A 19,113-nucleotide genomic window follows, 5' to 3' on the forward strand; every position below is an offset into this window, starting at 1 on the left:
GCAGCACGTTGCTGTTGACCTTGATCCAGCAATGTCCTAGCGTTTGCTCGTGACCTGTCGGAGCGAGCCAGCGCGAGGTGGACGCGGACGTGGCCGTCCGGCCGGATCCGACTCGGGCGAGACGCGCGCGAGCATCCTGCGTGCGGCCCGCCACGTGTTCAGCGAACGTGGCTACGAGGCGACGACGTTTCAGGCCATCGCGCAGCGCTCCGGGTTCAGCCGCCCGACGATGCACTACTACTTCGACACCAAAGAGCAGATCTACGACGAGCTGGGCCGACAAGCCCATGCGATGGTGTCCGATTGCATTGCGGTCGCCAAGCGCGAGCAGAACCTGCTGGAACAGTTGACGGCGTTCGTGGCCGCCGTGCGCCGGGCGGACACCCCCGACGGCTCGGCCACCCGGTTCGTCATCACATCGCGTCTGGACCTGCACCGCAGCCCCGCGTTGCGCGGTGGCAGCTCACCCATCGCCGAAGCGGTGGGCGGGTTCTACCGCTGGCTGGTCGAGGACGCGGTGCGGCGCGGCGAGGTCCCCGCCGACGTCGACGTGGCCGCCGTCGCCGACCTACTGGCCGCGATGTTCTGGGGGATGGGCTATTTCGCCGGCTTCGTGCATTCGTCCGCCGACGTCGGCGAAATTGCCAAGCAACTACATCGACTCTTGGTCGGGAGATTGCTGGACGGTCCGTCGTGCACCCGTCCGCTCACCGCCGCCCCGACCTGAGCAGGGCCCGCCAGAGACACGCAGCGCGACACGCCGGGAAGTGTCGGAGCTCGGCCATAGACTGGCCTGCCTATGAGCGGTTCGTCTTCGCGGTCCTTCGTGCACCTCCACAACCACACCGAGTACTCGATGCTGGACGGTGCCGCGAAGATCACGCCGATGCTGACCGAGGCGCAACGGCTGGAGATGCCCGCAGTCGGGATGACCGACCACGGAAACATGTTCGGCGCCAGCGAGTTCTACAACAAGGCGACCGAAGTCGGCATCAAACCGATCATCGGGGTCGAGGCCTATATCGCCCCGGCGTCGAGGTTCGACACCAAGCGCATCCTGTGGGGTGATCCGGGCCAGAAGAGTGACGATGTCTCGGGCAGCGGGTCCTACACCCACATGACGATGGTCGCCGAGAATGCGACCGGCCTGCGCAACCTGTTCAAGCTGTCGTCGCTGGCGTCGTTCGAGGGCCAGCTGGGCAAGTGGTCCCGGATGGACGCCGAACTCATCGCCGAACACGCCGAGGGCATCATCGCCACCACCGGGTGTCCCTCCGGCGAGGTGCAGACGCGGCTGCGGCTGGGCCATGACCGCGAAGCGCTCGAGGCCGCCGCCAAGTGGCGCGAGATCTTCGGGCCCGACAACTTCTTCCTCGAGCTGATGGACCACGGCCTCGACATCGAACGCCGGGTGCGTGAGGGCCTGCTGGACATCGGCCGCAAGCTTGGCATCCCGCCGCTGGCCACCAACGACTGCCACTACGTCACCCGCGACGCCGCCCAGAACCACGAGGCGCTGTTGTGTATCCAGACCGGCAAGACGCTCTCGGATCCCAACCGGTTCAAGTTCGACGGCGACGGCTACTTCCTCAAATCGGCCGCCGAGATGCGCGCCCTGTGGGACGACCAGGTGCCCGGTGCCTGCGATGCCACGCTGCTGATCGCCGAACGCGTGTCGTCCTACGCCGACGTGTGGGAACAACGCGATCGGATGCCGACGTTTCCGGTGCCGGAAGGCCACGACCAGGCGTCCTGGCTGCGCCACGAGGTCGACGCGGGCTTGGCGCGACGCTTCCCGGCGGGGGTGCCGCAGCACTACGTCGAGCGCGCGGCCTACGAGATCGACGTCATCTGCGCAAAGGGCTACCCGTCGTACTTCCTGATCGTGGCCGACCTGATCAACTACGCGCGCTCGGTCGACATCCGGGTGGGTCCGGGCCGCGGATCGGCGGCGGGGTCGCTGGTGGCCTACGCGCTGCGGATCACCGACATCGACCCGATCGAACATGGGCTGCTGTTCGAGCGGTTCCTCAACCCCGAACGCGCGTCGATGCCCGACATCGACATCGACTTCGACGACCGTCGCCGCGGTGAGATGGTGCGCTACGCCGCCGAGCGCTGGGGTAACGACCGGGTGGCCCAGGTCATCACGTTCGGCACCATCAAGACCAAGGCCGCGCTCAAGGACGCGGCCCGGGTGCACTACGGGCAGCCCGGCTTCGCCATCGCCGACCGGATCACCAAGGCGCTGCCGCCGCCGATCATGGCCAAGGACATCCCCGTCGCCGGGATCACCGATCCCAACCATGAGCGGTACAAGGAAGCCGCCGAGGTCCGCAACCTGATCGACACCGACCCCGACGTGCGCACGATCTACGAAACCGCGCGCGGCCTCGAGGGTTTGGTCCGCAATGCCGGCGTGCACGCCTGCGCGGTGATCATGAGCTCCGAACCGCTGATGGACGCCATCCCGCTGTGGCGGCGTCCGCAGGACGGCGCCGTCATCACCGGTTGGGACTACCCGTCGTGCGAAGAAATCGGCCTGTTGAAGATGGACTTCCTCGGGCTGCGCAACCTGACGATCATCGGCGACGCGCTGGAGAACATCAAAGCCAACCGCGGCATCGACCTGGATCTGGACACCGTCCCGATGGACGACCCGGCGACCTACGAGCTGCTGGGCCGCGGTGACACGCTGGGGGTGTTCCAGCTCGACGGCGGGCCGATGCGCGATCTGCTGCGCCGCATGCAGCCCACCGGGTTCGACGACATCGTCGCGGTGCTGGCGTTGTACCGGCCCGGCCCGATGGGCATGAACGCCCACAACGACTACGCCGACCGCAAGAACGGCCGCCAGGGGATCAAACCCATCCACCCCGAGCTCGAGGAGCCGCTGCGCGACATTCTCGCCGAGACCTACGGCCTGATCGTCTACCAAGAGCAGATCATGCGCATCGCGCAGAAGGTGGCCGGCTACTCGCTGGCCCGAGCCGACATTCTGCGCAAGGCAATGGGCAAGAAGAAGCGTGAGGTGCTCGACAAGGAGTACGAGGGCTTTTCCGACGGCATGAAAGCCAACGGCTTTTCCGCCGGGGCCATCAAGGCGTTGTGGGACACCGTGTTGCCGTTCGCCGACTACGCGTTCAACAAATCGCACGCCGCCGGCTACGGGCTGGTGTCGTACTGGACCGCCTACCTCAAGGCCAACTTCAAGGCCGAGTACATGGCGGGGCTGTTGACGTCGGTGGGCGACGACAAGGACAAGGCGGCCGTCTACCTCTCCGACTGCCGCAGGCTCGGCATCACCGTGCTGCCGCCGGACGTCAACGAGTCCGCGGTGAACTTCGCTTCGGTGGGGGAGGACATCCGGTACGGGTTGGGTGCTGTGCGCAATGTCGGTGCGAACGTCGTTGCCTCGCTGATCAATACGCGTACGGAGAAGGGCAAGTACATCGACTTCTCCGACTACCTGAACAAGATCGACATCGCGGCGTGCAACAAGAAGGTGACCGAGTCGCTGATCAAGGCGGGCGCATTCGACTCGCTGGGCCATCCGCGCAAGGGCCTGTTCCTGATTCACACCGACGCGGTCGACTCGGTGCTGGGCACCAAAAAGGCCGAGGCGATGGGTCAGTTCGACCTGTTCGGCGGCGCCGACACGGCCACCGACGCGGTGTTCACGATCAAGGTGCCCGACGAGGAGTGGGAGGACAAGCACAAACTCGCGCTCGAACGCGAGATGCTGGGCCTATACGTGTCGGGCCATCCGCTCAACGGGATCGCGCACCTGCTGACCGCGCAGGTCGACACGCAGATCCCCGCCATCCTCGACGGTGACGTGCCCAACGACACCCAGGTGCGCATCGGCGGCATCCTCGCCTCGGTGAACCGCCGGGTCAACAAGAACGGACTGCCCTGGGCCTCAGCGCAATTGGAGGACCTCACCGGCGGGATCGAGGTGTTGTTCTTCCCGCAGACATACTCCACGTTCGGTGCGGAGATCGCCGACGACGCGGTCGTGCTGGTCGGCGCGAAGGTGGCGATCCGCGACGACAGGATCTCGGTGATCGCCAACGAGTTGGTGGTGCCGGACTTCTCCAATGCCGTGCTGGACCGGCCGGTGGCGGTCAGCCTGCCGACGCGGCAGTGCACGGTCGACAAGGTCAGCGCGCTCAAACAGGTGCTGGCCCGCCACCCGGGCACCTCGCAGGTGCATCTGCGGCTGATCAGCGGTGAGCGGATCACCACCCTGGAACTGGATTCGTCGCTGCGGGTGACGCCGTCGTCGGCGTTGATGGGTGACCTCAAAGCCTTGCTCGGTCCCGGCTGCCTGGGCGGTTGAGCATGGAGTCAAGACATCTGAGCGTATGGGTCGACGCGACGGCCGAGGCGGTGTACGACTTCGCCGCCGATCCGCAGACCTGGCCGCGGTGGGCGGCCGGCCTGGCCGAGGGCGGGTTGCGGCGCACGGCGGCCGGGTGGGTGGCCGATTCACCGATGGGCGAGGTGACCGTCGAGTTCTCTCCGCCGAACGAGTTCGGGGTGCTCGACCACATCGTGCGGTTGCCGTCAGGGCAGGCTGTCTACAACCCGTTGCGGGTGCTTCCCGGCGCGGTCGGTGAGGCGCGCTGCGAGGTGGTGTTCACCCTGCGGCGGCAACCGGGGATGACCGATGAGGAGTTCGACGCCGACGCCACCGCGGTGGCCACCGACCTATCGACGTTGCGCCGACTGGTCGAGGCTTAGCCCGCGCGCTGGAACGGGCGCAGAAACAGCCACGTCGCGGTGCCCGCGGCCGCGGCGGCCAGCACGGCGGGCGCCGCCGACATCGTCGCGAACGCCACGATCGCCAGCACCACGAAGCCGATGACGAGAGACAGCACTTTGTACACCGGCCACGGAACGCCGGCGATGCTGACTTCGTCACGTACGGTCATATGCCCACGATAGCTCGTAACCGAAGTTTCGGCTAGCCGAAACACTGGATCCGGGTGGCGGATCACATACGGCATCTAAGGTGGTCACATGGCTTTTTCCGGAGATTACGAACCGAGCCCGTGGGACTGGGTGCGCGAACACGCCGACAAGATCATGGAGTCCGGCACCACCACCGGCGTGGACATGAACGGGAGGCCGATCATCCTGCTGACCACGGTGGGCGCCAAGACCGGCAAGATCCGCAAGACGCCGCTGATGCGGGTGGAACACGACGGCCAGTACGCGGTCGTCGCGTCGTTGGGCGGCGCGCCGAAGAACCCGGTCTGGTACCACAACGTCAAGGCACACCCCCTGGTGCAGTTGCAGGACGGCGCGGTCACCAAGGACTACGAGGCGCGCGAGGTCTTCGGCGAGGAAAAGGCGCTGTGGTGGGAGCGCGCGGTCGAGGCCTATCCGGACTACGCCGAGTACCAGACCAAGACCGACCGGGCGATCCCGTTGTTCGTGCTGACCCCGATTAGCTGATAACCGCAGGTTGGTGGCACCATTGTCCGGTGACCGCTGAACTGAGCCAGAGTATTCGCGCACGTTCGCAGCAACTTCGTGCTGCGGACATCGACGATGCGGCTCAGCGAATTGCGGGTGTGGTGCTGCGCAGCCCGCTGCAGTTCAGCGAACGACTCTCGGATGCCACCGGCGCCACGGTCTACCTCAAGCGCGAGGATCTGCAGCCGGTCCGCTCGTACAAGCTGCGCGGCGCCCACAACATGTTGATGCAGTTGTCTTCGGAGGAGACCGCCGCCGGGGTGGTGTGCTCGTCGGCGGGCAACCACGCCCAGGGGTTCGCGATGGCGTGCCGGTCGATGGGCATCCACGGCCGCGTCTACGTGCCGGGCAAGACGCCCAAACAGAAGCGGGACCGGATCCGCTACCACGGCCGTGAGTTCATTGAGCTGATCGTCGTCGGCAAGACCTACGACGAGGCCGCGGCGGCGGCGCGCGACGACGTCGCGCGGACCGGTGCGACGTTGGTGCCGCCCTACGACGATCTGCGCACGATGGCCGGCCAGGGCACCATCGCCGCCGAGGTTCTCGATCAACTCGACGAGGAACCGGACCTGGTGATCGTCCCGGTCGGTGGCGGCGGCTGTATCGCCGGCATCACCACGTATCTGGCCGAACGGACATCGGGCACCTCGGTGCTCGGGATCGAACCCGCGGGTGCGGCGGCGATGATCGCCGCGCTGGCCGCCGGCGGGCCGGTGACCCTCAATTCCGTCGACCAGTTCGTCGACGGTGCCGCGGTGAACCGCGCGGGCGAGCTGACCTACGCGGCGCTGGCCGCCGCGGGCGACATGGTGTCGATCACCACCGTCGATGAGGGCGCGGTGTGCACGGCGATGCTCGACTTGTACCAGAACGAGGGCATCATCGCCGAGCCGGCGGGCGCACTGTCGGTCGCCGGATTGATGGAGGCCGAGATCGAGCCGGGATCGACCGTGGTGTGCGTGGTGTCCGGGGGCAATAACGACGTGTCGCGCTACGGGGAGGTGCTCGAGCGTTCGCTGGTGCACCTCGGCCTCAAACACTATTTCCTCGTGGACTTTCCGCAGGAGCCCGGCGCGCTGCGGCGTTTCCTCGACGGCGTGCTGGGGCCGGGCGACGACATCACGCTGTTCGAGTACGTCAAGCGCAACAACCGCGAGACCGGTGAGGCGCTGGTGGGCATCGAGCTCAGCTCGGCGGCCGATCTGGAAGGGCTGCTGGAGCGGATGCGGGCCTCCGATATGCACGTCGAGGCGCTTGAACCCGGCTCGCCGGCATACCGTTTCCTGCTCTAGCTTGGCGTTTGTGGGTCGACCTGGACCAATGACTCGTCGTTGGCGCGGAATATGGGTTCGATCGGCACACCGTGTTCGTTGGCCGCATCGGTCAGCAGGCACGCCCATTGTCGGTCCAGATCAGAGATCGGACCGCCGCCGGGGCGCGTCAGCAGGAACGCCACCGTGGTGCGCTCCTCGATGTTGTCCACCATGAACCGCAGCCGCGACATCACATCCCCGACGAGCCGACGAGTTGGGCGGCTTCCGAGCGGAAGCTGACTCATCGTTTGGTACATGCGACGATCGGCGCCGACGAAACCGATCCACAGCAGCCGCTGACCGAACCCCAAGGGCCCCAACAGGGCTTGCCAACGCCGCCTCATATCGGCGGCCGAATGAACCGGGTCGGTAGCTGATTCGATCGGCGGGGGAAGGTAGGGACTCACCATGCCGACAGCTTGCGCCAGCGCGAACAAATCGCGGTAGTCAGTTATCCACAGGCGCCGACGGTGGTTCGACATCGTCGGCGGCCACCAGCGCGCTCAGCTCGGCTCGCGACTGGATACCCGCTTTCTGGTAGATGTGCCGCAGGTGGTACTCGACGGTCTTGGGACTCAAGAACAATGCGGCAGCGGTCTGTTTCGTCGTGTTCCCCGCGCCGAGCATCTGCGCGACCCGACTCTCCTGGGGTGTGAGGGCCGCGAGCGGTCCGTCACCGGCGCGGCGGACGCGTCCGCCGGTGGCGTCCAGCTCATTGGCCGCAAGGTCAGCCCACGGGCGCGCGCCGAGTCGCTCGAACACCGCCAGGGCATGCTGAAGCTGCGCGCGGGCGGCGGTTCTGCTCTTGTCGCGGCGCAGCGCCGCCCCGTAGGCCAGTCGAGTGCGTGCGTACTCGAACATGTCCGGGCTCCGGGTGTGCAGTTCGACCGCCGTTTCGAAGAGTTTCGACCGTTGGTCGGGATCCGACGTCGTCATCGCTAGCGCACGGTGCGCACGTGCAAGCGCCCAGGGTTGGTTCTTGTCCCGCGCCCGGCAGTGGTATTCAGATGCCGTGCGCGCTGCGCCGGTGCGGTCGCCGTGACGGAGTTGCGCTTCGGCGAGTTCTGGCCCGGGTTCGACATCGACATCTCGAAAGCCGATGTCGCACAACATGTCTTGTAGCCCGCAGTATCGCCGGATCGCCTCGGCGGTGTCGCCCGCCGCTAACGCTGCGTCGCCGAGGGCGAACTGCGCCCACACCGACGCCAACGCGATGTCGTGCATTTCGGCGAGCGTCAACGCCTCGGCGGCGTTCTCTCGGCATGCCTCGTCGAGTCCCATCCGCGCTTGTAGCCATGCGAGTCCGGCCAGGGACACAGCGAGGTCGGTGCTCTGTTGCGTTTCACGGGCCAGCGCGATGCTTTCGTCGTAGCTCAGCACAGCAGAACGCCACCGATCGGTGGTGGCATCGTCGCGCCCGGTGTGAAACAGCAGGTTCGGCAGCGCACCCAGCGCGGTGCGATCCCGGCGGCGCGCCACCACATGGCGGATGAGTTCACGACCGACAGCGGATTCGCGCAGGAACAGCGTGCCGATGATGGTCCAGTCGGGGCGGCCCGGGTCATCGAGCAGATTCGGCTCGGTGTGCAAGGCCTGCACCGCTTTTCGGATCCACACCACACCGGCCTGCCCGGCCAGCACCTGTGCGATACCGATCGCCATCTGAGCGCGTACTCGTGCTGCCGCGGTACCGCAGTCGTCCAGCAGTGCCGCCAGACGGTCGGCGGCCGCCAAACCTGCGTCGGCGTCACACAAGTAGAAAGAGGCCGTGACGGCGTCGGCGAGTAGGTGTGCCGCCACGTCGGGATCATCGGGCTCGACGCGCATCGCGGCCTGCGTGAAGAGCTGGTGGGCGGTACGCGGAGAGGCGGTGCGCAACGCCACATTGCCTCGAAGCCCGTCGATTTCGGCGCACGCCACGGCAGCGGTGACCAACTCCGCTGCCTGCGTGAGCAGCTCGTTGGCGCGCTTGGGCCGGCCGGCCAACCACGCCGATTCGCCTGCCGCCGCCAAGCGGGTGCCGCGCAGTGCATGGTCCGCGGTCAGTTCGGCGCTGCGGGCGAAAGCGGCGGCGGCCACGCCGTATGCGCCGCGGTCGCGGGCCCGCGTACCAGCCTCGAAAACCAGCAGCGCCACAACCTCGTCGGGGCCGATCGCCGCTTCGCTCAAGTGCCACGCGCGCCGGTCGTCGGCACGCTCGGGAAGTGCCGCGGCAACGGCGCGGTGGGCAGCGCGTCGCTCCTGCGGATCCGCGGCGGCATACACCGCCGAGCGCACCAGCGGGTGCCGAAACTCGGCCCGCCCCGCGCGCAGCCGGATCAGCCCGATTGCCTCGGCGTCCGCCAGCCCGTGCAGCCCGGCGCCGACCTTGGTGACGGCGTGAGCGACCACACCGAGGTCCCCGTCGGCGATGACCGTGACCAGCAGCGCACGTCGGGACGGTTCGGGTAGGTCGGCGACTCGCCGCGCGAAGGCGCCGGCAACTGTGCGGGGCACCGGCAGCGGCAGCTCGGGCGAAAGAAAGTCGATGTGGTCCGCATCGCGCGCTAACTCGATGAGCGCCAGCGGATTTCCGGCGGTGGCGCGATGCAGCGAAGCCACCAGACCCGTGGTGAGCGGCGCCCCGCTCGTCGCACCGATCAGCGTCGTGGCGGCCGGCAGGTCGATACCGGCCAATTCCAGTGCCGCCAAGTTGGATTCGACCAGCACGCTGGTGTGTTCCGAACGCATCGTGATCAGCATCGTGATCGGGTCCGCCAACAGGCGGCGCGCAACGAACGCCAACGTCTCCGCCGAGGGCGGATCGAGCAGGTGCGCATCGTCGACGAGGATCAGCAGCGGGGCCTCTTCGGCGTACCGGCTCAGAAGGCTGAGCACCGCGGCGCTGACCGCGAACCGTTCCGGCGCCGAGCCGCGACGCAGCGTCAATGCCACGGCCAGCGCGTCGCGCTGCGGCGCGGGGATGTGACCGATCAGATGCAGGGCAGGGCGCAGCAGGTGGTGCAACGCGGAGAACGCGAGCCCCGACTCCGGTTCGCTGCCCGACGTGCGCATCACCCGCATGTCGCCGGCGCGCTCAGCGGTGTCCTCGAGCAGGGCCGTCTTGCCGATGCCGGGCTCCCCACGAACGACGAGCACTCCGCTCTGGCCGAGCCGTCCCGCGGCGACCAGCCTGGCGATCTGCTGCTGTTCTGGTTCCCGCCCGACCAGCATCGGCTGATCGTACGGCGACAAAGACTAGGGGGGCCACCGGATTCGAAGACCCGGTCGGTGGTGCCACGGTGAATACGACCGTGCGCACGAGGAGGGCGAGATGGCCCACACCATGATCACCGCGGCGCTCGCCGCCGCAGGTGTTTTGACCGCCGCAGGCGCCGCCGGCATGGATTCGACCCGGCCCGAACCGCAGGTTGCCGATGCGGCGCCAACATCCGCCGCGGCCGCGCCCAGCACACCGGACCCGGTGAGCGCACCGACCGGCGCATCACCCGGTGTCGTGCTTCGACCGATCGGCAGCTTCGCCTCCGGCGTTGGGTATTTCGTCGCCCCGGTGACGGAATGGCGCTCGACCGCCGTCGTGGTGTCGAACCCGAGCCTGTCGTTTGCTCCCACCACGATCGTGCGGCCGGCGTGGATATCCAGTGGCGCGTCGACCGTGACCAACCTGGCGCCCACGATGGGCGGCCCGGGGCTGTTCTCGTCGACCGGGGCCTTTCTCGGTTTGATCGGCCCCGGCGGCCTGCTGATCGGCGATGGTGTGCTTCCCGGGCAGAACGGCGGCTGGCTGATCGGCAACGGCGCCGACGGCGGGCCCGGCCAGCGAGGCGGCAACGGGGGACTTCTGTTCGGCGACGGCGGCAACGGTGGTGCGGGGTTGCCAGGGCAGGCCGGCGGCGACGGCGGAAACGCGGGCCTGTTCGGCAACGGCGGTGCCGGTGGCGCAGGCGGCGGCGCCATAGCAACTGGCGCCGATGTCGCGGCGGGACGCAAGGGCGGAAACGGCGGCCACGGCGGCCGGCTGTTCGGCAACGGCGGTAACGGTGGTAACGGTGGTGACGGCATCGCCGGCCTCGGCCAAGCCATCGGCGGCGCGGGAGGCTCTGGCGGCGCGGCGACCAACGGCAACGCCGGCGACGGTGGTGACGGCGGCGATGCCAGCTCGGCCGGTGACGCGTTCGGCGGTCCTGGCGGCAACGCCGGCAGCACTGCGGTGAGCGGTAGCGGCGGCGCCGGCGGCGAGGGCGGCAACGCTTCCACCGAAGACGCCACGGCCGGCGCAGGCAGCGGCGGCCTGGGCGGCTTCGGGGGCCTATTCGGACGGCCGGGCGACGGTGGAAATGGCGGCGGCGCCGGTGCCAGTACAGGCGACGTCACCGGCGGCAACGGCGGCGACGGCGGTGATGGGGGCGTCGGCGCCGACGGCGGGAGCGGGGGTGCGGGCGGCGGCGCCATGTCGGTTGCGGGGGAGGCCAGCGGCGGTGATGGCGGAGATGGCGGAAACGGCGGCTTCGGAGCTGACGGCGGGTCCGGCGGAGCCGGCGGCGAAGGTGCCGGCGGCAGCGGCAGCGGCGGTGACGGCGGCGATGGCGGAGATGGCGGTGTCGGTGGGGCCGGCGGGCCGGGCGGAGCCGGAGGCGCAGGCAGCACCAGCGACGGCAACGACGGCAACGACGGAACAGACGGCTAACGCCAAGAGAGGAATGGTTCGTGCCATGAGATCGAACATCCGGTCAACACAACTACTCGGTATCCCCGTGCTGATCGCCGCGCTGCTTGCAAGCGCACCCGCGGCCGGCGCGCTGCCAGAATCGACCATCAAGCGCGAGTGCAAGGAAGCCAACGGCAGCTACCACACGGCGGTATTCGACGGGCATCGGTATTCGCGGTGTTGCTACAAGGACATCGACGGCGAACAGGATTGCGACAACTTCAAGGACGGCGAGCACACCGGTTCGGACTCCGACATCGCGGCGCAGCAGCCGCAGGCCGAGCCGACACCACCACCGGTGGGTCCCTGGATTCCGGTGGCGCCTTTACCGACGGCGGTCAATCCACGATGACCGACGCCCTCTCGCCTCGCAGCGCCGTCGATCCGGACAAGCTGATGCAGTTCGTCGTCCGCGCCGTCGAGGAGGCAGGTGCCGCGCTCAATTGTGCGCTGGTCGTCATGGGCGAGCGCCTCGGTTTCTACCGGTCCTTGGTTGAGCATGGCCCCAGCACCGCAGTGGAACTGGCCGAACGGACGGCCACCGACGAGCACTACGCTCGCGAGTGGCTCAATGCGCAGGCGGCCGGGGCATTCGTGGCCTACGACCCGGCGACCGGTCGCTATTGCCTGGCGCCCGAGCAGGCCGTCGCGCTCACCGACGAGCACAGCCCTGCGTTCGTCGGCGGTCTCTTTCAGATCGTGCACGGCACGGTGCGCGACGCCGCGCACGTCATCGACGCCGCCGCCGCGGGCGACGGCGTCGGCTGGGGCGATCACAACAACGATGTGCACCAGGGCTGCGAACGCTTCTTCCGGCCCAGCTATGCGGCGCACCTGGTCGACGAGTGGCTTCCGGCCCTCGATGACGTCGCAGCAAAACTCGCCCGCGGGGCGGTGGCCGCCGACATCGGTTGCGGCCACGGCGCATCGACAATCCTGATGGCCCAAGCCTTTCCGACTTCGGAATTCCGCGGCAGCGACGCGCACGCCGGCTCCATCAAGATCGCGCGGGAGCGCGCTCGACAGGCCGGTGTGGCCGTCGACTTCGAGACCGCGGCTGCCGACGCGTTCACCGGCGGACCCTTCGACCTGGTCACGATGTTCGACTGCCTGCATGACATGGGCGATCCGATCGGCGCCGCCCGGCACATCCTGCACATGATCAAAGATGACGGCACATGGATGATCGTCGAACCCGCCGCCGGTGACCGACCGGAGGACAATTTCACCGCGATCGGCCGGGCCTACTACGCGTTTTCCACCTTGCTCTGCACGCCGGCGTCGCTGGCGCAGCCCGTCGGTCTCGCGCTGGGCACACAGGCGGGCCCGGCCCGTATCCGCGACGTGGTGATCGCGGCGGGCTTCAGCAGGTTTCGGCTCGCGGCACAGACCCCGTTCAACAACGTTTTCGAAGTCAGGCCCTGAATCCACCCAAGCGAGCCACGATAGGGCAATGAGGGCCGAACAGATGCGGGCCCGCCAACCGGACGCCTCCGGCGCGGTCAGCCGCGCCGGCGTGGCGCTGCACTTCGACATCTACGGCGACGGTGTACCGACGCTGCTGTTGCTGCCCACCTGGTCGATCGTGGACTCCCGGTTCTGGAAGTCGCAGGTGCCGTTCCTGGCGCGCCACTACCGCGTCGTCACCTTCGACGGACGTGGCTGCGGGCAATCCGGGAAGCCGCGTGGGCCGGCCGCTTTCGCCGATTCCGAATACGTGGCCGACGCGTCGGCAGTGCTCGACGCGACCGAAACCCGGCGGTGCGTGCTGGTCGCGTTCTCCCGCGGCGCGACGTGGGCGGTCCAGCTGGCTGCCGCGCAGCCGGAACGGGCGCTGGGCGTTCTCGCGATCGCCCCGGCGTGCCGCGTTCGCGGCGTTGAATCCGGGCGCGACGCCGCGCAGTGGCGCCAGACCGTCGATGGGCCGCGTGGCTGGCAGTTGTACAACCGCCAACACTGGCTCGACGGCGGTGATGCCGAGTTCAAGGAGTTCTTCTTCGCCGAGACTTTTCCCGAACCGCATTCGACCAAACAGATCGAGGACATGGTCGGCTGGTCGGCCGACACCGACGCGCAGACACTGGTCGACACCACCGCCGCGTTTCACACCATGGGCGAACCGCTCGACGACATCGCCAAGGCCGTGCGCTGTCCGGTTCACGTCGTCCACGGCACCGCCGACCGGGTGCGGACCTGGCGCATCGGTGAGCGGTTGGCTGCCCTCACGGGCGGTTCGCTGACCCTCGTCGAAGGCGCAGGGCACGGCGTGTTGGCCCGCGACCCGGTGCGCGTCAACGCGGTGATCCGCGATTTCGTCGACCGCGTGGCCCCACGTGCAAAGCACCACAAGTGGACCCGCGCGCAGCGGCGCCGCCGGCGCGTGCTGTACCTGTCGTCGCCAATCGGTCTGGGCCACGCCCGCCGCGACATCGCGATCGCCCGCGAACTGCGCGGGCTGCGAACGGATGTCGACGTCACCTGGTTGGCTCAGGATCCGGTGGTCCGACTGCTCGACGACGCGGGGGAGTCCGTGCACGCGGCGTCGCGCCACCTGCTCGGTGAATCCGCACACGTCGAAACCGAAGCGGGCGAACACGATCTGCACGCGTTCGAAGCGATCCGGCGCATGGACGAGATCCTGGTCGCCAATTTCATGACGTTCACCGAGGTGATCGCCGACGAACCGCCCGATCTGGTCGTGGCCGACGAAGCATGGGAGGTGGACTATTTCCTGCACGAGAACCCCGAGCTCAAGCGGTTCGCATTCGCCTGGCTCACCGATTTCGTCGGTTGGCTGCCGATGCCCGACGGCGGGCCGCAGGAGACCGCGCTCACCGCGGATCACAACGCCGAAATGCTCGAGCAGCGGGCACGGTTCCCGCGCGTGCGGGACCGCTCGATCTTCGTCGGCAACCCCGACGACGTAGTCGACCGACCGTTCGGGCCGGGCCTGCCCGGGATCCGCGAGTGGACCCGCCAGCACTTCGACTTCTCCGGTTACGTGATGGGCTCGGCGCCCCCGGCAGGACCCGAACGCGCAACGCTGCGCCGACGACTCGACGTCCGCCCCGAACATCGCCTGTGCGTCGTCACCGTCGGCGGCACCGCCGTCGGCGAACACCTGCTGCGGCGGGTGCTGGCTGCGGTGCCGATCGCCCGGCGTGCGATGCCTGAACTGCGATTCCTGGTTGTCACGGGACCCCGCATCGCGCCCGACTCGCTGCCGTGTCCGAACGGGGCGCGGATACGTGGCTTCGTGCCCGATCTCGTCGACTATCTCGCCGCCTGCGACATCGCGGTGGTGCAAGGCGGGCTGACGACCTGCATGGAGTTGACCGCCGCCGGCACCCCGTTCGTCTATGTGCCGTTGGAGCACCACTTCGAACAGCAGTTTCACGTTCGGCATCGGCTCGACCGCTATGCGGCCGGACGGCCGATGCGCTACGCCGAGGCCTCGGATCCCGACCTGCTGGCTAAGGTCATCGTCGACGAGTTGGCGACGCCGCCGCGGTTTCGCGCCGTGGAGACCGACGGCGCCCAACGTGCGGCCGCGATGCTCGCTGAGCTGCTGTAGCTAGGTGCGCACGACCGCGAACGAATGCCCCGGCAGCCGCGTGGTTTTCGCCCCGGCCGTGGGTTCATCCCAGGACAGCACCACCTCACCGGTGACCGGGACGTCGACGGCCTCGGTGCCGAGGTTGCACGCGACCGCGAACGCGCCGCGGTGCATCACGACCCACCGCCGATCCTCGTCGTAGTCGATCCGCAGGTGGTCCAGCCACGGGTCGGCGAAATCGGCGTGGTTGTCCCGCAACGCGATCAGCTGCCGGTAGACCTCCAGCAGCCGGGCATGGTCGCCCTGATCGACTTCCTCCCAGTTGAGTTTGGAGCGCAGAAACGTCTCGGGGTCCTGCGGGTCGGGGATCTCGTCGGCGTCCCAGCCGTGCTCGGCGAACTCGCGTTTGCGGCCCTCGGCGGTGGCCCTGGCCAGCTCCGGCTCCGGATGCGAGCTGAAGAACTGAAAAGGCGACGACGAAGCCCACTCCTCGCCCATGAACATCATTGCCGTATACGGGGACCCGAACACCAGCGCGGCCTTGACCGCGAGCTGTCCGGTGGTCAGGTTCTGCGACGGCCGGTCACCGACGGCCCGGTTGCCGACCTGATCATGGGTCAGCGTGTAGGCCAGCAGCCGGGTCGCCGGGATGGACGAGGTGTCCAGGGGCCGGCCGTGGCGGCGGTGCCGAAACGACGAGTAGGTCCCGGCGTGGAAATAGCCGTTCTTGAGCGTGGTGGCCAACGCTTCCAGCGTCCCGAAATCACCGTAGTAGCCCTGCCGTTCGCCCGACGCCGCGGCGTGGATGGCGTGATGGATGTCGTCGTCCCACTGTGCGGTCATCCCGTAGCCGCCGCGCTCGCGCGGGGTGATCAGCCGCGGATCGTTGAGGTCGCTCTCGGCGATCAGCGACAGCGGACGGCCCAACTCTGCTGCCAGCGCGTCGGTTTCGGCGGACAACTCCTCGAGGATGTGAATCGCGGTGGTGTCCACCAGCGCGTGCACGGCGTCCAACCGCAGCCCGTCGGCGTGAAAGTCGCGCATCCATCGCAGCGCACAGTCGAGGATGTAGCGGCGCACCTCGTCGGCGTCGGGTCCGGAGATGTTGATCGACTCGCCCCACGGGTTGCTGCCCGACGACAGATACGGGCCGAACCGCGGCAAGTAGTTGCCCGACGGGCCGAGGTGGTTGAAGACGGCGTCGATCAACACACCCAGGCCGCGCGCGTGGCAGGCGTCGATCAGGCGCACCAATTCGTCGGGTCCGCCGTACGGTTCGTGCACGGCGTACCACAGCACACCGTCGTAGCCCCATCCGTGTGTCCCGCCGAACGCGTTCACCGGCATCAACTCGACGAAGTCGACCCCCAGATCGACCAGATAGTCCAGCTTCTCGATCGCGGAGGCGAACGTGCCCTCGCCGGTGAAGGTGCCGACATGAAGTTCGTAGATCACCTGACCCTCGATCGAGCGGCCCGCCCAGCCGCCATCGGTCCACGCCGACGGATCCGGCTGCCACAGTTGCGATCTGTCGTGCACGCCGTCCGGCTGACGGGGGGAGCGGGGGTCGGGCAGCACCGTCTCGTCGTCGTCGAGGACGAAGCCGTAGCGGGCGTCCGGGCGGGCGGTCACCTCGGCGCGCCACCAGCCGTCGTCGGTGCGGTCCATGTCGTAGCGGGTGCCGTCGACGTCGAGACGGACCCGCTCGGGCACCGGCGCCCACACCGCGAACTCAGCCATCGACACGCTCCAGCAGCGCCACCGGCAGGTCGGTGAACAACTCGGCGGCCAACACGTCGCCGCGGTGCCGGACACCCGACAGCCGGTCCGCCCACATCCCGGCAGGCAGCGACAACGACGTGTCGTCCCAACCGGTTTCGGACAGCCGCACGGAGTGGCGGGTCACCGCGGTCAGCACGTCGTTGCTGCGCAGGAACCCCAGCAGGTGCTCGGCGGCGGGGCCGTCGGCCAGCACCGGGCGGTAACCGCCCTCGGAGAACGTGTCCGGGCGCTCCCGTCGCAGCGCCAGCGCCGCGGCCACCACCCGCAGCTTCGGATGCCGCATGGCGCGCAACGCGTCGCGACGCGCCGAATAGTCGACGGGCCTGCGGTTGTCGGGATCGACGAGGCTGTCCTCCCACAGTTCGGTGCCCTGGTAGACGTCGGGCACGCCGGGCACGGTGAGCCCGAGCAGCTTCTGGCCCAGCGCGTCGCTGCGCGCGTGCGCGTCGAGGCGGGCCACCAGCGACGTCATCTCGGCGGCGACCGGCCCGTCGAACACCGCGTCGAGCCACGTGTGCACCGCGGTCTCGAAGTCGGCGTCCGGGTCGTTCCAGGTGGTGTGCACCGCGGCCTCGCGGATCGCTTTCTCGGCGTAGCCGTGTACCCGCTGCCGTAGGGTGTCGGTGATCGCCCCGTCGGCGGGCCATACGCCGAACAGGTTCTGCCACAGGAAAAGACCGGTGCCCGCATCCGGCGGCGGGGTGGACAGGCTCCAGTTGCCGGTCAGCTCCGCCCACAGCGACGGCACCTGCGACAGCACCCCGATCCTGGCGCGCACATCCTCACCGCGTTTGGTGTCGTGGGTGGTCAGCCCGACCATCGCGGCCGGCCACATCCGCGCACGCACCGTCGCCCGCTGGTGAAACTCCGCGACGCCGACCCCGAACAGGTGCGGCTCCGAGCCGACCTCGTTGAGCGAGACCAACCGCGCGTCGCGGTAGAACAAACAGTCCTCCATGGACTTCGCCGTCGCCGCGCCGCACAGCTGCTGCAGCCGGACCTCTACTTCCGGTTGCGCAGCCAACGCCCCGGCGACGAGCGCCAGCGGGCCCGCCAGATCCGGTTGCGCGCTGGTGGTTTCGGCGAACGCGGTGGGCAGCACCCCCGACAACGACCGGTAGTCGGATCGGTAGACGCCGACGCGGCTGAGCAGCGCGGCGATCGCCGCGGGCAGATCGTCGTGGTCGGTGCCGGTGGCGGCCACGACCGTGCGGCGCAACCGGGCCAGCTCGCTGGCCAGGGTCTCGGTCACGGCTTCGGACTTGAGAGTTCGGGCCAACTCCGGCATCGAGCGGTAGGGCACACCGGCGGAGTCGAACAAGTTGGTCAGCGGCTGCTGACCGCCGGGATCGAGGAACACTCCACCGATTTCGCGCATCGCGTCGTATCCGGTGGTTCCTGCGATCGGCAGCGTCGGTTCCAGCGGTTCGTCGGGGGCCAGGATCTTCTCGACGACGATCCACGCATCCGGTCCGGTGAGCTCACGCAGCCAGATCAGGTATCCCTCGGGGTCGGACAGCCCGTCGGGGTGGTCGATGCGCACCCCGTCGACCAGACCCTCGTCGAACCAACGTTTGACCTCGACATGGGTGGCGTCGAACACCGCCCGGTCCTCCTGACGCAGCCCGGCCAGCGAGGTGATCGAGAAGAAACGGCGGTAGCCGCAGACGCCCGATAATTTTCCCGTCGCTTCGCTCGCCCCGGCTCGCCAGCTGACCAGCCGATAGTGCTGCCGCTCATGGACTTCGGCGCCCGACCCGTCACCGGTGCCGTCGGCGATCGGGTACACCAGATCGCCGAGGCGCAGCACGTCGCCGTCGACCTGCAGATCGTCGACGTCGGCGTCGGAACCGAGCACGGGAAGTACGATCCGCCCGCCGCCCAGCTCCCAGTCGATGTCGAAAAACGAGCTGTACGCCGAGTCGCGGCCGTGTTTGAGCACATCCCACCACCACGGGTTCTGCTCGGGCCGTTCGACCCCGACATGGTTGGGCACGATGTCGACGATCAGCCCCATCCCGCGGGCCCGCGCCGCCTGCGACAGCCGCGCCAACCCCTGTGGTCCGCCCAACGCCGCCGACACCGTCGTGGGATCGGTGACGTCGTAGCCGTGGGTGGACCCCTCGGCGGCCGTCAGGATCGGCGACGAGTACAAGTGGGAAACACCCAGCGACTCAAGATAATCCAGCTGGGCTTCGGCGTCGGCGAAGGTGAAGCAGTCGCCGCGCATCTGCAGCCGATACGTCGAAAGCACCCGGGACGGCATA

At 68.5% G+C, this 19,113-nt stretch carries 14 protein-coding genes; 9 read left to right on the plus strand and 5 right to left on the minus strand.

Annotated elements, in window-relative coordinates; genetic code table 11:
- Positions 1-49 precede the first annotated feature (49 nt).
- The 3 genes from ABQE93_RS23825 to ABQE93_RS23835 all read left to right on the plus strand — a co-directional run bounded on the left by ABQE93_RS23825 (position 50) and on the right by ABQE93_RS23835 (position 4,746).
- Complete coding sequence (locus tag ABQE93_RS23825; RefSeq protein WP_448410957.1) at positions 50-727, plus strand: TetR/AcrR family transcriptional regulator; 678 nt, start codon at positions 50-52, stop codon at positions 725-727.
- Positions 728-799: 72 nt separating this feature from the next.
- Positions 800-4,342, plus strand: a complete 3,543-nt coding sequence (dnaE, locus tag ABQE93_RS23830; RefSeq protein ID WP_448410956.1) for a DNA polymerase III subunit alpha — start codon at positions 800-802, stop codon at positions 4,340-4,342.
- Between the two features lie 2 nt (positions 4,343-4,344).
- Positions 4,345-4,746 carry an SRPBCC family protein gene (locus ABQE93_RS23835; protein WP_448410955.1) on the plus strand — a complete coding sequence of 134 codons (402 nt, stop codon included), beginning with the start codon at positions 4,345-4,347 and terminating at the stop codon, positions 4,744-4,746.
- Here ABQE93_RS23835 and ABQE93_RS23840 read toward each other — a convergent pair.
- Complete coding sequence (locus tag ABQE93_RS23840; protein WP_448410954.1) at positions 4,743-4,937, minus strand: hypothetical protein; 195 nt, start codon at positions 4,935-4,937, stop codon at positions 4,743-4,745. The two genes, ABQE93_RS23835 and ABQE93_RS23840, sit on opposite strands and share 4 nt — an antisense overlap.
- A gap of 88 nt (positions 4,938-5,025) precedes the next feature.
- On the opposite strand from ABQE93_RS23840, the gene ABQE93_RS23845 reads away from it, so the two are divergent.
- Positions 5,026-5,463, plus strand: a complete 438-nt coding sequence (locus ABQE93_RS23845) for a nitroreductase family deazaflavin-dependent oxidoreductase (protein WP_448410953.1) — start codon at positions 5,026-5,028, stop codon at positions 5,461-5,463.
- Between the two features lie 29 nt (positions 5,464-5,492).
- Positions 5,493-6,779, plus strand: coding sequence for a threonine ammonia-lyase IlvA (ilvA, locus tag ABQE93_RS23850; RefSeq protein WP_448410952.1), 1,287 nt, complete (start codon positions 5,493-5,495; stop codon positions 6,777-6,779).
- On the opposite strand, the gene ABQE93_RS23855 is transcribed toward ilvA, so the two are convergent.
- Entirely contained in the window at positions 6,776-7,210 is a 435-nt protein-coding gene (locus ABQE93_RS23855) for a hypothetical protein (RefSeq protein ID WP_448410951.1), read from the minus strand. The two genes, ilvA and ABQE93_RS23855, sit on opposite strands and share 4 nt — an antisense overlap.
- 37 nt (positions 7,211-7,247) lie before the next feature.
- Positions 7,248-10,013 carry a helix-turn-helix transcriptional regulator gene (locus ABQE93_RS23860; protein ID WP_448410950.1) on the minus strand — a complete coding sequence of 922 codons (2,766 nt, stop codon included), beginning with the start codon at positions 10,011-10,013 and terminating at the stop codon, positions 7,248-7,250.
- 100 nt (positions 10,014-10,113) lie between these two features.
- Between ABQE93_RS23860 and ABQE93_RS23865 the strand changes: the two genes are divergently transcribed.
- The 4 genes from ABQE93_RS23865 to ABQE93_RS23880 are packed head-to-tail and all read left to right on the plus strand — an operon-like array spanning position 10,114 to position 15,082.
- Positions 10,114-11,487 (plus strand): PGRS repeat-containing protein, encoded by a 1,374-nt coding sequence (locus ABQE93_RS23865; RefSeq protein WP_448410949.1) that lies wholly within the window; start codon positions 10,114-10,116, stop codon positions 11,485-11,487.
- Between the two features lie 25 nt (positions 11,488-11,512).
- The gene (locus tag ABQE93_RS23870; RefSeq protein ID WP_448410948.1) at positions 11,513-11,860 is read left to right on the plus strand and encodes a hypothetical protein; all 348 of its coding nucleotides are present in this window, start codon (positions 11,513-11,515) and stop codon (positions 11,858-11,860) included.
- The gene (locus ABQE93_RS23875) at positions 11,857-12,933 is read left to right on the plus strand and encodes a class I SAM-dependent methyltransferase (protein WP_448410947.1); all 1,077 of its coding nucleotides are present in this window, start codon (positions 11,857-11,859) and stop codon (positions 12,931-12,933) included. Before ABQE93_RS23870 ends, ABQE93_RS23875 begins: the two co-directional genes overlap by 4 nt.
- A 28-nt stretch (positions 12,934-12,961) precedes the next feature.
- Entirely contained in the window at positions 12,962-15,082 is a 2,121-nt protein-coding gene (locus ABQE93_RS23880; protein ID WP_448410946.1) for an alpha/beta hydrolase, read from the plus strand.
- On the opposite strand, the gene treZ is transcribed toward ABQE93_RS23880, so the two are convergent.
- On the minus strand, positions 15,083-16,804 hold the full coding sequence (gene treZ / locus ABQE93_RS23885) for a malto-oligosyltrehalose trehalohydrolase (RefSeq protein WP_448410945.1): 1,722 nt from the start codon (positions 16,802-16,804) through the stop codon (positions 15,083-15,085).
- Positions 16,797-19,112 (minus strand): malto-oligosyltrehalose synthase, encoded by a 2,316-nt coding sequence (gene treY / locus ABQE93_RS23890; protein WP_448410944.1) that lies wholly within the window; start codon positions 19,110-19,112, stop codon positions 16,797-16,799. The genes treZ and treY overlap by 8 nt, the downstream gene beginning before the upstream one ends.
- Position 19,113 lies beyond the last annotated feature (1 nt).

It is taken from the genome of Mycolicibacterium sp. XJ662 (genome assembly GCF_053484035.1).

What these genes read in the sequence shown, in the direction of transcription:
- ABQE93_RS23835 (WP_448410955.1), top strand. Translation starts at nt 4,345, where the DNA reads ATGGAGTCAAGACATCTGAGCGTATGGGTCGACGCGACGGCCGAGGCG.
- treY (WP_448410944.1), bottom strand. Translation starts at nt 19,112, where the DNA reads ATGCCGTCCCGGGTGCTTTCGACGTATCGGCTGCAGATGCGCGGCGAC.
- ABQE93_RS23860 (WP_448410950.1), bottom strand. Translation starts at nt 10,013, where the DNA reads ATGCTGGTCGGGCGGGAACCAGAACAGCAGCAGATCGCCAGGCTGGTC.
- dnaE (WP_448410956.1), top strand. Translation starts at nt 800, where the DNA reads ATGAGCGGTTCGTCTTCGCGGTCCTTCGTGCACCTCCACAACCACACC.
- ABQE93_RS23870 (WP_448410948.1), top strand. Translation starts at nt 11,513, where the DNA reads ATGAGATCGAACATCCGGTCAACACAACTACTCGGTATCCCCGTGCTG.
- treZ (WP_448410945.1), bottom strand. Translation starts at nt 16,804, where the DNA reads ATGGCTGAGTTCGCGGTGTGGGCGCCGGTGCCCGAGCGGGTCCGTCTC.
- ABQE93_RS23845 (WP_448410953.1), top strand. Translation starts at nt 5,026, where the DNA reads ATGGCTTTTTCCGGAGATTACGAACCGAGCCCGTGGGACTGGGTGCGC.
- ABQE93_RS23865 (WP_448410949.1), top strand. Translation starts at nt 10,114, where the DNA reads ATGGCCCACACCATGATCACCGCGGCGCTCGCCGCCGCAGGTGTTTTG.
- ABQE93_RS23875 (WP_448410947.1), top strand. Translation starts at nt 11,857, where the DNA reads ATGACCGACGCCCTCTCGCCTCGCAGCGCCGTCGATCCGGACAAGCTG.
- ABQE93_RS23840 (WP_448410954.1), bottom strand. Translation starts at nt 4,937, where the DNA reads ATGACCGTACGTGACGAAGTCAGCATCGCCGGCGTTCCGTGGCCGGTG.
- ABQE93_RS23855 (WP_448410951.1), bottom strand. Translation starts at nt 7,210, where the DNA reads ATGGTGAGTCCCTACCTTCCCCCGCCGATCGAATCAGCTACCGACCCG.
- ABQE93_RS23880 (WP_448410946.1), top strand. Translation starts at nt 12,962, where the DNA reads ATGAGGGCCGAACAGATGCGGGCCCGCCAACCGGACGCCTCCGGCGCG.